This is a genomic window from Streptomyces sp. 8K308 (genome assembly GCF_004348315.1).
In the GTDB taxonomy this organism is placed as follows: Bacteria; Actinomycetota; Actinomycetes; order Streptomycetales; family Streptomycetaceae; genus Streptomyces.
Genome location: NZ_SMKC01000197.1, coordinates 1 through 12,684, shown reverse-complemented (window position 1 = coordinate 12,684; position 12,684 = coordinate 1). Strand labels below are relative to the sequence as shown.

Here is a 12,684-nt window from a genome sequence, read left to right as displayed (position 1 = left end):
CGACGCTTCCAGCGATCCACCGTCGGCAGCGATATGCCAAGCAGCTCGGCAATATCCTTGCGGCGGTGCCCTTCACCCGACCACAAGACGATCCGACCCCGCGTGGCGATATCGGCAGGAACGTCCCAACTGCTCACCAACTCCCGCAGTTCGGCGACCTGTTTCACAGAGAGCTCCATGCCGATAGAACGAGACAGGCAAGATCAAGTAACGCCGACAGGATCACGAGACACTAGACGCAATGCCAGTGACTTAAGGGTCGATTCGCGCGTTTGACCTGCGGGAACGTCGCCCTACGGCGCTCTCGAGAGCCATAAAGTCACCGGTATTGCCTCTAGTGCCGTATCAGCCAACGTTCGCCCTGTAGTGCCTCAGATCGCGGATGGCACATGTCTTGTCTCTCGGCGAACGCGACGTCGGAAATCCGCCAGCATGCTCGCGGTCGGTCGGGGGAGGATCCGCTCGTGATCGCTGAAGCGCAGGGAATCCGCATCCGGCACCGCGGGCATGAACCGCAGGTCCATCCCACCGCCTACGTCGCCCCGACGGCCACGCTCGTCGGTGATGTCCGCGTGGGGCCGAGGGCACGGGTGATGTACGGTGCGGTGCTCGATGCCGAGGGGGCTCGGATCGAGGTCGGGGAGGCGGCGGTGATCTGCGAGAACGCGGTGTTGCGCGGGTCTGCGGTCGCCGGCGATCAGCCGGTGCTTGTCGACGACCACGTCTTCGTGGGGCCGCATGCCACGCTGCTGGGCTGCGAGGTCGGCAGGTGCGTCTATGTGGCGACCGCGGCGACGGTCCTGCAGTGCGCACGGTTGGGGGCCGGCTCGGTTGTCGCTGTCGGCGCGCTCGTCCATGCGCGCACCGTTTTGCCTGACGAGTACTTCGTGCCGCCGCACACCGTGGCACTTGACGCGCCAGTGCGGCTGCTGGCCCCTGGCGATCCGGGCCTGGCCGAGGCCGTCGGGCGGGTGGGCTTCGCGCAGGTGGCGTTCGGCGTCGACGCGGAGTGGACCGACCGGATCAGCCGGTACGAGCACATCGCGGAGGTGCGCGTCGCCGAGTTCGGCACGCACGCGGACGATGAGGTTCTGAATCTCGGCTAGCGCCGCACCAGCGGCCCTTGTGGTCGGTGAGGTGACGCGCCGTCCGGATTCCACTCCGGCGCACGCGTCCGGCAAGCTGTGCCGATGGCAGAGCGAGTGCGGGTCCGTGAGATCGATGACGACGAGGGCAGGCGGCTGCTGCGGATCATCCGTGGGGGCACCGGGTCGGTGGTGACCTGGCGCCGGGCGCAGATGGTGCTGTTATCCACGCAGGGCATGCCCGTGGCGAAGATCGCCGAGGTGACGTTCACCAGCGCGGACCGGGTCCGGGATGTGATCCACAACTTCAACGCTGACGGCTTCGACTCCCTCTATCCGAAGTACGCGGGCGGGCGGCCGAGGACCTTCACCCTGCCCGAGCGACGGGAGATCAAGAAGATCGCCGAGTCCAAGCCGGCCGAGCACGGCCTGCCGTTCTCGACCTGGAGCCTGGCCAAGCTGGCCGACTTCCTGGTCACCGAGGGGGTGGTCGACGACATCAGCCACGGGGCCTGCGGGTCCTGCTCCGCGAGGATGGCGTCTCGTTTCAACGCATAAAGACCTGGAAGACCTCCCGTGATCCGGACTACGCCGCCAAGAAGGCCCGCGTCGAGCACCTGTACGCCATCGCCGACGGCGAGGTCATACCCGAGGACGGCGAGCCGGAGGTGGTGTTCTGCCTGGACGAGTTCGGCCCGCTGAACCTGCAACCGCACCCGGGCCGGCAGTGGGCCGAACGCGGCGGCAGGCACAAAGACCCCGACCGTGAACCACGCCGCAGACGGCGGGCGACGTACGACCGCCCACACGGGGTGCGGCACCTGTTCGCCGCCTACGACCTGGCCAAGGACAAGCTCTACGGCCACATCAAGAAGACCAAGAACCGATCGCAGTTCCTGGAATTCTGCCGCTACCTGCGCACCCTCCTCCCACCGACAGTCCGCCTGGCGATCGTATGTGACAACTACTCCCCGCACCTGACCACCAAGCGGTGCCGCCGGGGGGCGGACTGGGCCGAGGCCAACAACGTCGAGATCGCCTACACCCCGACCAACTCCTCGTGGCTGAACCGCATCGAGGCCCAGTTCACCGCCCTGCGCTACTTCACCCTCGACGGCACCGACCACGCCAGCCACAAAGAGCAGGGCAGCATGATCCGCCGCTACATCATCTGGCGAAACCGCCACGCCGACGACCGGCGCCTACGCGCCGTCGTCGACAGGGCAAACGTTGCCTGATACGGCACTAGTTGAGGTCGAACTCGTGGTGTCGGTCGCTGATCAGGCGGGTCCGATGGTCAACCACTCCCGGGCTGCCGCCCACTGCCGTAGGTCGGCGGCTTCGTGGACGTTGAGGTTGTCCCGGACCAGGACGCTCGGGCCACCGAGCTGCTGGTGGGCGGCGATCAGCAGGTCCCGGTAGTCGCGCCAGGAGAAGCTTTTGCGCCCGTCGCGTCGGCCGTCGTCTCTGCGTGGCCGGTCGACCAGCCTTGTGCGGTGGCCGGGTTTGTAGCAGGTCAGTGCGGCAACGGATATCCGTCCGCCGGAACGGCCGCGGACCCGCGCCACCGGTGTGTGTCCGCGTTGTGACCAGGTCTTCGCCTGCGGCGGCCGATCACCGTTTTGACCCGCGCCAGCGTCCACCGCTGATCCTCACAGCCATGCGCGGCCGGCCCCTTGGCCAGCTCCGCTTCCACCTGCGCGAACTGCTTTTCGCTCAGCCTCGGAAACGATGCCGGCCCCTGCGACCGCAGCGCCCGGGGACCGCCCTCGTCCCACGTCCGCCGCCATCGCTGCAGCGAACGGACGCTCACCCGCAGGTCCTTGGCAATCACCGAGCTCGCCTCACCCCGAGCGAACCGTTCCGCCGCCTGGACCCGATGTGGGTGGCCGCCGAGTGTCGTCCGATCACACCGTGAGGATGACGTTGATCACGACGACCAGGGCCAGGGTGCCGAGCAGGAACCAGGGCCAGAGGGGGCGTTCGTTCTTCGGGGGTTGCCAGGACATGGTGGTTTCCTTCCGATGGTTGTTCAGTGCCGAACGGTGATGGCGTGGATCGGGTTCGCCCGGAGGCTGAGGCGGGCGGGGACGAGAAGGGAGGCCGTGCCGACGGCTGCCGCGGTGCCGGTGATGGCGAGGTAGAGCAGCGGTGGGATGACAGGGGTGGGGTGGCCGGTGAGGCCGTATCCGATGGTGACGAGCGGTGGCAGGGGGACGAGGGTGCCGACGAGGACGGCTCCGCCGACGAGCAGGACGGCCTCGGCGCGGAACATGCGCAGTACCTGGCTCGGGGTGGCACCGGCCAGTCGGAGCAGGGCGAGTTCGCGGGCGCGTCCGCTGACGGTGGTGACGAGCGTGTTGGCGACGGCGAGCGCCAGGTATCCGTAGACCAGGACGAGGGATAAGGCGCTGGTGAAGAGGGTGAGGGTGAACGTGGCCTGGCGGGCCGTGGAGTAGGCGTCCTTGTCGGTGAGATCCAGGCCCGGATGGCGGTGGGTCAGCTCGGTCAGGGCGGCGCGCAGGGCGTCCTGGTCGGCGTCGGGCTCGGCCCTGACGAGTACGGTCTCGGTGCGGTGGTCGGTGGTGTGCGCGGTGACGGTGTCGTGGGGCAGCAGGACGTCGCCGAAGGCCAGCCCTCGGTCGTAGACGGCCACGACCCGGGGGCGTAGCGGGGTGCCGTCGCCGATGTGGAGGTCCACCCGGTCGCCGACATCGGCGCCGAGCGTGCCCGCCGCGGTTCTGCTGAGGGCGACGGCGTCGTCGGTGAGGGCGCGGGGGTCGCCGCCGCGGACGGCGAGGTCGAGGGTGGCGCGCAGGCCGGTCGGGTCGACGCCCAGGGCCAGGTAGTCGAAAACCTCGATGTCGCCGAGCATGCTGGTGGTCGCGTACACGGTGGTGGTGGCGGTGGGCGTGACGGCGCGGATTCCCGGCAAGTGGCGGAGGCGGTCGACTACGGTCGCGGGCACGCCGGTGGGGCCGCCGGTCAGGACGTGGTCGGCGATGACGCCGCGGTCGATGTCGCGGGCCGCGCCGGCCGACATGGTGGCGGGGAGGAAGAGCTGGACGCAGGAGAACCCGATGGCCAGGAACAGCCGGGCGAGCCTGCTGGTGATCGAGGTGGCCGACGACGGCCGTGGCGGTGCGAACGAGGCGGGCGGCACCGGTCTGGGCGGGATGCGCCGCCGGGCCGCCGCCCTGGACGGGCGGCTGCGCCTGGACAGCCCGCCCGGCGGCCCGACCCTGATACGCGTGGAGCTGCCGTGCGGGTGGTGATCGCCGAGGACGACGCCCTGCTGCGTGAGGGCCTGACGCTCATCCTGGCGGGTGAGGGCATCGAGGTGGTGGCCGCCGTCGAGACGGCCGGGGCTTTCCTGACGGCCGTCGCCGAGCGGCGGCCCGACGCCACCGTCGTGGACGTCCGGTTGCCCCCTGGATTCACCGACGAGGGACTGCGCGCCGCCCTGGAAGCCAGGCGCCACCACCCCGGCCTGCCCGTGCTCGTGCTCTCCTCCTACGTGGAGGATCGTTACGCCGCCGACCTGCTCGCGGACGGCGCCGGGGCGACCGGCTACCTGCTCAAGCAACGCGTGGGCGATGTCGCGGAGTTCACCGACGCCTTGCGCCGCGTCGCGGCCGGGGGCACGGCCATGGACCCCGAGGTCGTCGCCCAACTCCTCACCCGGCGGCGCTCCGACGATCCGCTGCGCTCGCTCACCACGCGGGAACGGGAAGTGCTGGCGCTGATGGCCGAGGGCCGCACGAACGCCGAGATCGCCGAGGTCCTCGTGGTGAGCGAGGGCGCCGTCAACAAGCACGTCCGCAACATCTTCGCCAAGTTGCGGCTCGCCCCGAGCGACAGCGGCCATCGCCGCGTGCTGGCCGTGCTCGCCTACCTCAACCGCTGACCAGGCCCGGGCGGCCGACGCTGGCCGTGTCGGCGGTCGCCGGCCGCACCGAGGCGGAGCTCGCCGCGATCTACCGCGACGGCCGCGCCCGCGGCCACGGGACCGGGACGTGGGTGTTCTCCTCCCGGCCGGCCGCCGTGGCGTCCACTGCCCGGACGCTGATTCGCCGGCCGTCTCCCTGGACACCGTGATCTCGTGACCGATTCCGGATCCGGCGTGACCCGCCGCACGATGCTCCGGGCAACCGCCGCCGCAGGCGCGGCCGTTGCCGTCCCCCTCGCCCCCGCCGTCGCCGCCGTGGCCAGCGCCGCGGCGGGCGGCGTCGACCTGACTCTCACCGCCGCCACCAACGGCTCCGCCACCCTCTCCCCGGCCGGCGACCGGCTGATCGCCGAGGTGCAGAACGTCCTGTGGGCGATTCCCCGCGCCGGTGGCGAGGCCGTCGCCCTCACCCCGGCCGACCTCGAACCCAACCGCCCGCAGTTCTCCCCCGACGGCCGGCGGATCGCCGTCTGCGCCTACCGGGGCGGCGGATTCCACATCTGGACGCTCAACCCCGACGGCTCCGACCTCCGGCAGCTCACCGACGGGCCGTGGGACGACCGCGGCCCCGCCTGGTCGCCCGACGGCACCCGCATCGCCTTCGCCTCCGAGCGCGGCGGCGATCCGGTGACCGGCAGCCCGTACCGGATCTGGGTCCTCGACCTCCGCTCCGGCGAACTCACCCGGCTCACGGGCCTTCCCGGCCAGGAAGGCCCCGCCCAGGGCGGCCCCTGGGAGGACTTCGACCCCACCTGGTCGCCCGACGGCGACCGAGTGTTCTTCGTCCGCGCCGGGATCACCGCCACGGGCACCCTCCAGGCCAGGATCGTCGCCTCGGTGCCCGCCGACGGGGCCGGCCCCGTGACCCTGGAGCACGCCGACGACGGACCCGACCAGGCCCAGGTCATGACCCCCGCGCTGGCGCCCGACGGACGCCTCGCCTATCTGCGCACCACCCCCGCGCCCGCCGCCTCCTGCACCCTCGTCGTCGACGGCGCCCCCGTCGACACCGACGACGAGGTGCTGCCCGTCCCCGTGCGCTGGACCGCCCAGGGCGCCCTACTGGTCAACGCCGGCGGCCGGTTCCAGCTGATCGATCCAGCGGCGGCCGGCGCGCCCGAGACCATCCCGTTCACCGCCACCCAGGCCGTCCAGCCGCCCCGATACCGCGTCAAGTCCTACGACTTCGCCGGCGGCGGCGACCGCCAGGCGCGCGGGCTGCACCTGCCGGCGCTGTCACCCGACGGGCGGCGGGTCGCCTTCGTCGCGCTCAACTCCCTGTGGACGGTGCCGGTCTCCGGCGGCACCCCACGCCGGATCCTCCGGGCCGACCCCACCCGCTATCTGCTGGCCCCCGCGTGGACTCCCGACGGCCGCGGTCTGCTCCACGTCGACGACCGCGCCGGCCTGCTCGCCGTCTACCGGCGGGACCTCGACTCCGGCGCCGAGACCCTGCTCGCGGAGGGCGGTCGGGTCTTCCCCGCGCTGTCCCCGGACGGCGACCGGCTCGCCTGCCTGGACATGGCGGGCAATCTCGTCGTGCGCCGGCTCGTCGACGGCACGGAACGGGTGCTCGCCCCGCCGCTCGGCGGCGGCGGGCTCCCGGGCCGCCCCAGTTGGTCGCCCGACGGCCGTCGCCTCGCGCTCTGCGACCGCAACCGGCTCAACGGCCGGTTCCGGGAGGGCTACAACCTCATCCGCGTCGTGGACGCCGACACCGGCGCGGCCACCCTCCATCCCTTCCGGCCGCACGCCTCGCTCTCCGACCGGTACGACTCCGGTCCCGTCTGGTCCCCGGACGGCCGCCACCTCGCGGTGATCGTCGAATCCGCGCTCTGGCTCCTGCCGGTGCGGCCCGACGGCACCCCCGACGGGGAACCCAGACGCGTGACCGCGCGGGACGAACCCGCCGACCACCCCTCGTGGTCCGGCGACTCCCGCACCGTGCTCTACCTCTCCGCCGACCGGCTGCGCACCGTCGACGTCGCCAGCGGCGACACCCGCACGGTCGAGGTGCGGCTGACCTACCGACGGCCCCGGGCCAGGGACGTCGTCGTCCACGCCGGCCGGCTGTGGGACGGCAGCGGCGACGCCGTCCGCGAGGACGTCGACGTGGTGGTCAGGGAGGGGCGGATCACGGCCGTCGAACCGCACCGTCCCGGCCGGTCGGCCGCCCACCGCTACGACGCGTCCGACCGGACCGTGCTCCCCGGCCTCTGGGACTCCCACATCCATCCCTGGCAGAGCACCTACGGCGGCCGGCAGACCGCGCTCCAGCTCGCCTACGGGATCACCACCACCGTCTCCCTCGGCGGCTTCGCGTACGAGCAGGCCCGCCTGCGGGAGGCGCTCGCCGCCGGCGAGTTGACCGGCCCGCGGCTGCTGGCCACCGGCGAACTGCTGGACGGATCCCGGGTCGCGTACAGCATGGGCAGGGCCCACGGCACCCGGGACGGGCTGCGCCGCACCCTGGCCCGGGCGCGGAGCCTGGACTGGGACTTCGTGAAAACCTATGTCCGCGCCCCCGGTTGGCTGATGGCCGAGGCCGCGGAGTTCGCCCACGACCGGCTCGGCGTGCGCGCCGGCAGCCACCTGTGCTCCCCCGGCGTGCAGCTCGGCCAGGACCTGACGACCCATCTCCAGGCCACCCAGCGCCTGGAGTACGGCCACGCGACCTCGGCCAGCGGCCGCGCCTACCAGGACGTCACCGAGATCTACACGGCCACCGACTTCCGGCTGGTGGCCACCCCGTTCACCGCGCTGCCGCTGCTCGGCGACGAGCCCGGGCTGGCGGACGACCCCCGGGTGACCACGCTGATGCCGCCCTGGGACACCACCGCCGTCCTCGCCCGGGCCGCCCAACCACCCAGCGCGGAGGAACTGTCCACGCTGGACCGGGAGACGGACGTCTATCGGGCGGTGCTGTCCGGCGGCGGGGTGCTGGCCCTCGGCACCGACCAGCCGCTGGTGCCGGTCGGCCTCCATCTCCACCTGGCGCTGCGCGCCCTGCACCGGGCCGGCCTCGGCGTGGCCGAGACGCTGCGCACGGCGACCGTCCTGCCGGCGCGCGCCTTCGGTGCCGAGGAGGACCTCGGCACGGTCACCGAGGGGCGGCTCGCCGACCTCACGGTGGTGGACGGCGACCCGTTCACCGACTTCTCGTCGCTCGTGCGCACGGTCGCCGTGCTGCGCGGCGGGGTGCCGGTCGAACAGGCGGATCTCGTCGCCGCCTTCGCGGACGCGCCGGGTCCACGGAGCGGAGCCGCGACGGCGCAGGACTGGCGGCAGGTGGGCAGGTTGATGCGCCAGGACGGCTGCTGCGACGACGGCGGCTGGTGAACCGTCGCCCCCGGCCGGGCGTGGCCTCTGCCGATTCCCGTAGGGCCGGCAGGGTCACGCCGGGCAAGCCGTCAGGGGGCCGGGTCGTGTTGGTCGGCTCAGACCCGCGCTCGCCGCCGAACGCCGCGCCTGGCCAGGGCCCAGGCGAGCAGCGCCGCACCCGCCGCGCCGCCGACCAGGTCCGTCCACGGCGCGAGACCTGCCGCCCTGAGCAGCCCGGCGACCCCGAAGCTGGTGTCCCACCACGCCTCCGTCACCGCCGAGCCGAAGCCCTGAACGAACAGGACCGCGCCGAGTAGGCAACGGGCGTTCTGCCAGCCGCTGTCGTCTTTCCGCGCGCCGGTCATGGGGCTCCCTTCGAGGCCGACACATCGTTGTGATGCGCTTGCATCGAAACGGTACCAGCCTTTTCGATGCAAGCGCATCAGCGTGTCCGACACCGACGCCTCCCACTCCGGAGGGCGTCTACATTCGGTGACGGTCCAACTCCAGGGGCCGGGCCGGCATCTGGCTCCGCGTCGGCCAGGCACCAGCCCGGCCTCACCCCGCACGCCGCGCGCCCGACACGTCGCCGCTGATGGGCATGGCCGCGGCCGGCTGCCCGGCGCGACGGCCAACCCGACACCGACCACCCGCACCGCCGCATCACCGCGTAACCCCTTGTCCCGTTCGGCGCCCCGCACCCATGATGTTTACGTGAACATCGGACAGCGCGAGGCCGCGCGACGGATGCCTGCCGGGTTGGTCGCGCTCGGGCTCGGCAGTTTCGGGATCGGCCTGACCGAGTTCGTGATCGCCGGCCTGCTGCCCCAGGTGAGCCGCGACCTGGACGTCTCCGAGGCCGCGGCCGGGTGGCTGATCTCGGGATACGCCCTGAGCGTCGCGGTCGGCGCGATCGTGCTGACCGCCGCCACCACCCGTGTCCACCGCAAGGCCGTCCTCGTCGGGTTGGTGGCGTTGTTCGTCCTCGGCAACCTGCTGGCCGCCGTCGCTCCCAACTACGCCCTGGCGCTGCTCGGCCGCGTAGTCGCCGCCCTGTGCCACGGCTCCTTCTTCGGCATCGGCTCGCTCGTCGCCCGCCGCATGGTCCCGCCGGAGCGGGCCTCGCGCGCCGTCGCCGTCATGTTCGCCGGACTGACGGTCGCCAACGTGCTGGGCGTGCCGTTCGGCGCCCTGGTAGGCGAACGCTGGGGCTGGCGCGCCACGTTCTGGGCCATCACCGGGATCGGCGTGCTGGCCATGGCCGCCATCGCCGTGTGGGTGCCGGCCTGGGCGGGCGCCGTGGACGAGGCCCACCGGACGGCCGGGCCACGATCCCAGCTGCGCGCCTTCCGCTCCTGGCAGGTCTGGCTGACCCTGACCGCCACCGCCCTCAGCTACGGCGGCATGTTCGGGGCGTTCAGCTACATCGCGTACACCTTCACCGAGGTCACCGGCTTCTCCAGCGCCGACGTCGCCTGGCTGCTCGTCGTCTACGGCAGCGGCCTGGTGATCGGCAACGTCGTCGGGGGTCGGGGGGCCGACCGCGACCGCGACCGCACGCTGATCGTGTCCCAGGCGGGGCTCGCCGTCACGCTCGCGGTGTTCGGGCTGCTGGCCGAGGGACGGATCGCCTCGGTGGTGCTGATCTTCCTGATGGGCGTCTTCGGGTTCGCCAGCGTGCCCGGCATGATCACCCGGGTCACGGACGCCGCCGGCGGTGCGCCGCTCGCCGCCAGCGCCAACGTCTCGGCCTCCAACGTCGGCAACGCGCTGGGCGCCTGGCTCGGCGGTCTCGCGATCAGCGCCGGCCTGGGCTACACGGCCCCGCTGTACGTGGGCGCCGTGGTCGTGGCCCTGGGCCTCGCCGTGATGGTGGTGACCGCGCGCACCGGGCCCGCCGTCCTCGCACGGACGGCTGGTCACGCCCCGCCAGTGCCGGCGACCGGCGCGGCACCGATCGGTGGCCGCCCGGCGACTCGACGCTGACGCCTCGGGCGATCGCGGTTCGGACCGGCGGATGCGGGAACTCGCGCCGGCATGTTCGAGAGCATCGTGCGTGGAGGTGCGGCCGGCGCCGCCGGAACGACCATGATGAACGCGGTGACCTGTGCCGACATGGCGTGGCGGGGCAGGCCCGCCAGCGGGGCCCCCGCGCAGGTGGTCGACAGGATCGGCCAGGAGGTGGGGCGCCCGGTCGCCGGTTCGGGCAGCGAACGGGAGAACCGGCTTTCCGGCCTCGGCGCGCTGTCGGGCATCGCCGTCGGCTGCGGTACCGGGGGCGGCCGTCGCCCTGCTCCGCCGCGCGGGCGTCGACCTGCCGTGGTGGCTCGGCGGCGTGCTCACCGGTGCCCTGGCCGTGGCCGCCACCGACCTGCCGATGGCACGGCTGGGCGTGAGCGATCCGACGGGCTGGTCGGCCAGGGACTGGACGGCGGACGCGGTGCCGCACCTGATGTACGGGCTCGCGACCTACGGCGCCGTCTCCGCCGCGGATCGGGACCGCTGATGTCGGGCGATGGCAGGCGCCAGAACACACCGGGCGGTCAGCTGCCGCGTGGTGCGTACATGATGACGGCCATGCCGGCCAGGCAGACCGCGGCGCCGATCAGGTCGTGGCGGTCGGGGCGGTAGCCGTCGGCGATCACGCCCCAGGCGATGGAGCCGGCGACGAAGACGCCGCCGTAGGCGGCGAGGATGCGGCCGAAGTCGTCGTCGGTCTGGAAGGTGGCGACCACTCCGTACAGGCCGAGGGCGATGACGCCGGCCCCCACCCAGAGCCAGCCCCGGTGTTCGCGCAGGCCCTGCCAGACCAGCCAGGCCCCGCCGATCTCGAACAGCGCGGCGACGACGAACAGGGCGACGGAGCGGGCGACGAGCACGGTGGGTTCCTTCGTGGTTCCGGGCGAGGGGGAGGGGGTGGCCGACGGGACGCCGGTGCGCTCGGCGAGCTGGGAGATCCGCGTCGCGCTCACGCCGTCGACCGTAATCCCTCACCCCGGCCCGAAGGTCGGGCGGGGCCCGGGCGAACCGGTCGGCCGTCCGGAGGAGGCGCGGCGCCAGGACGGCCTGTCAGTCGGAGCGGCCACGGGCCGACTGGCAGCGTGCCGGGGCGGGCGAGGCGACCAGAGGCGGCGACGCCGAGGAGCGAGGAGTCAGATGCAGATCGGGTACAAGCTGGCGGCCGAGGGCTACGGCCCGGCGGAGCTCGTGCGGCAGGCGACGCTGGCCGAGCGGGCCGGGTTCGACTTCGTGGAGATCAGCGACCACATCCATCCCTGGTTGGACAACCAGGGGCACTCGCCGTTCGCCTGGTCGGTGCTGGGTCGATCGCGTCCCGCACCGAACGCATCGGGCTCGCGACCGGGGTGACCTGCCCGACCGTCCGCTACCACCCGGCGATCATCGCGCAGGCCGCTGCCACCTGGCCCTGCTCTCCGACGGCCGGTTCACGCTCGGCGTCGGTTCCGGCGAGCGGTTGAACGAGCACGTCGTCGGCCGCGGCTTCCCGGACTCGGTCCGGGTCAGGCAGGAGATGCTGCGGGAGGCCCTGGCGATCATCCGGCTGCTGTGGCAGGGCGGGTACCGCTCGTACGAGGGTCGGCATCTGCGGCTGGAGGACGCCCGGGTGTTCGACCTGCCGGAGAGTCCGCCGCCGCTCGCGGTGGCCGCGGGAGGTCAGGACGCCGCCCGTCTCGCCGCCGAACTCGGGGACGGGCTGTTCGCGACCGAGCCCCGGGCGGAGCTGGTCCGCGGCTACCGGGAGGCCGGCGGTGGAGGACCGTGCTACGTCGAGGTGCCCATGTCGTGGGCGCCGGACGAGCGGACGGCGGTGCGGGCGGAGCTGGAGACCAGCCGGTGGGCGGTGACCGGCTGGAAGGTGATGAGCGAGCTGCCCAATCCGGTGAACTTCGAGGAGGCCTCAGCCACCGTGCGGGAGGAGGACGTCCTCGGCCGGTTCGCGTGCGGTTCGGACCCAGCCCGGTTCGTGGCCGTGGCCCAGCCGTTCGTCGACGCGGGCTTCGACCGGCTGGTGACGCAAACGCCGGGCCTGATCCGGACGGCTTCCTCGACTTCAACCGCGGTGAACTCGACGGCCGGCTGCGCGCGCTGACGCCGCGGGGTTGAGCGTAGGCGCGGTAGCGGGCCATGTCGCGGCCCTCGTCCAGCCTGGCGATCTCCTCGCGTGGCGGGAGCGGAGCCAGCGCCCGCTCCGTCGAGCCGTGGAACTCCCACGCGGTCATCCGCGCCACGTAGAACGTGACGATGATGCTCATCAGGAGCCTCCGTCAATGGGTGGCCCGAGTGGAGTGGTCGGGGGGAGGCGTGGGA

At 72.7% G+C, this 12,684-nt stretch carries 7 protein-coding genes and 6 pseudogenes; 8 read left to right on the top strand and 5 right to left on the bottom strand.

All coding sequences use genetic code 11. The features are described 5' to 3' along the window. Positions 1-464: 464 nt before the first annotated feature. Both E1265_RS23630 and E1265_RS40790 read left to right on the top strand, forming a co-directional pair. On the top strand, positions 465-1,106 hold the full coding sequence (locus tag E1265_RS23630; RefSeq protein ID WP_132933007.1) for an acyltransferase: 642 nt from the start codon (positions 465-467) through the stop codon (positions 1,104-1,106). Positions 1,107-1,190: 84 nt separating this feature from the next. After that, positions 1,191-2,323: pseudogene (locus E1265_RS40790) on the top strand (IS630 family transposase). Positions 2,324-2,377: 54 nt separating this feature from the next. On the opposite strand, the pseudogene E1265_RS23620 reads toward E1265_RS40790, so the two are convergent. From E1265_RS23620 to E1265_RS23610, 3 genes and pseudogenes are all read right to left on the bottom strand, one after another. After that, positions 2,378-2,653, bottom strand: a pseudogene (locus tag E1265_RS23620) (IS630 family transposase); the annotation flags it as partial. Further along, positions 2,602-2,955, bottom strand: a pseudogene (locus E1265_RS23615) (helix-turn-helix domain-containing protein); the annotation flags it as partial. The pseudogenes E1265_RS23615 and E1265_RS23620, both read right to left, overlap by 52 nt. A gap of 162 nt (positions 2,956-3,117) precedes the next feature. Then, positions 3,118-4,128: an ABC transporter permease gene (locus E1265_RS23610; RefSeq protein ID WP_132933005.1), complete on the bottom strand. Its 1,011-nt coding sequence runs from the start codon at positions 4,126-4,128 to the stop codon at positions 3,118-3,120. Between the two features lie 64 nt (positions 4,129-4,192). Between E1265_RS23610 and E1265_RS23605 the strand changes: the two are divergent. From E1265_RS23605 to E1265_RS23595, 3 genes and pseudogenes are all read left to right on the top strand, one after another. Next, positions 4,193-4,360 (top strand): annotated as a pseudogene (locus E1265_RS23605) (sensor histidine kinase); the annotation flags it as partial. Next, positions 4,348-4,992, top strand: coding sequence for a response regulator transcription factor (locus tag E1265_RS23600; RefSeq protein ID WP_132933003.1), 645 nt, complete (start codon positions 4,348-4,350; stop codon positions 4,990-4,992). The pseudogene E1265_RS23605 and the gene E1265_RS23600, both read left to right, overlap by 13 nt. A 231-nt stretch (positions 4,993-5,223) precedes the next feature. Further along, positions 5,224-8,373 (top strand): amidohydrolase family protein, encoded by a 3,150-nt coding sequence (locus tag E1265_RS23595; protein ID WP_132933011.1) that lies wholly within the window; start codon positions 5,224-5,226, stop codon positions 8,371-8,373. A 98-nt stretch (positions 8,374-8,471) separates the two neighbouring features. Here E1265_RS23595 and E1265_RS23590 read toward each other — a convergent pair whose 3' ends face one another. Then, positions 8,472-8,720, bottom strand: a complete 249-nt coding sequence (locus E1265_RS23590; protein ID WP_132933002.1) for a hypothetical protein — start codon at positions 8,718-8,720, stop codon at positions 8,472-8,474. Between the two features lie 382 nt (positions 8,721-9,102). On the opposite strand from E1265_RS23590, the gene E1265_RS23585 reads away from it, so the two are divergent. Continuing rightward, positions 9,103-10,341 carry an MFS transporter gene (locus E1265_RS23585; RefSeq protein ID WP_132933010.1) on the top strand — a complete coding sequence of 413 codons (1,239 nt, stop codon included), beginning with the start codon at positions 9,103-9,105 and terminating at the stop codon, positions 10,339-10,341. Between the two features lie 51 nt (positions 10,342-10,392). Further along, positions 10,393-10,861 (top strand): annotated as a pseudogene (locus E1265_RS23580) (hypothetical protein). A gap of 37 nt (positions 10,862-10,898) precedes the next feature. Here E1265_RS23580 and E1265_RS23575 read toward each other — a convergent pair. Then, positions 10,899-11,234: a YnfA family protein gene (locus E1265_RS23575; protein WP_132933009.1), complete on the bottom strand. Its 336-nt coding sequence runs from the start codon at positions 11,232-11,234 to the stop codon at positions 10,899-10,901. 277 nt (positions 11,235-11,511) lie between these two features. Here E1265_RS23575 and E1265_RS23570 point away from each other — a divergent pair. After that, a pseudogene (locus tag E1265_RS23570) lies at positions 11,512-12,480 on the top strand (TIGR03557 family F420-dependent LLM class oxidoreductase). Positions 12,481-12,684 lie beyond the last annotated feature (204 nt).

What these genes read in the sequence shown, in the direction of transcription:
- E1265_RS23610 (WP_132933005.1), bottom strand. Translation starts at nt 4,128, where the DNA reads ATGTCGGCCGGCGCGGCCCGCGACATCGACCGCGGCGTCATCGCCGAC.
- E1265_RS23595 (WP_132933011.1), top strand. Translation starts at nt 5,224, where the DNA reads ATGCTCCGGGCAACCGCCGCCGCAGGCGCGGCCGTTGCCGTCCCCCTC.
- E1265_RS23585 (WP_132933010.1), top strand. Translation starts at nt 9,103, where the DNA reads ATGCCTGCCGGGTTGGTCGCGCTCGGGCTCGGCAGTTTCGGGATCGGC.
- E1265_RS23590 (WP_132933002.1), bottom strand. Translation starts at nt 8,720, where the DNA reads ATGACCGGCGCGCGGAAAGACGACAGCGGCTGGCAGAACGCCCGTTGC.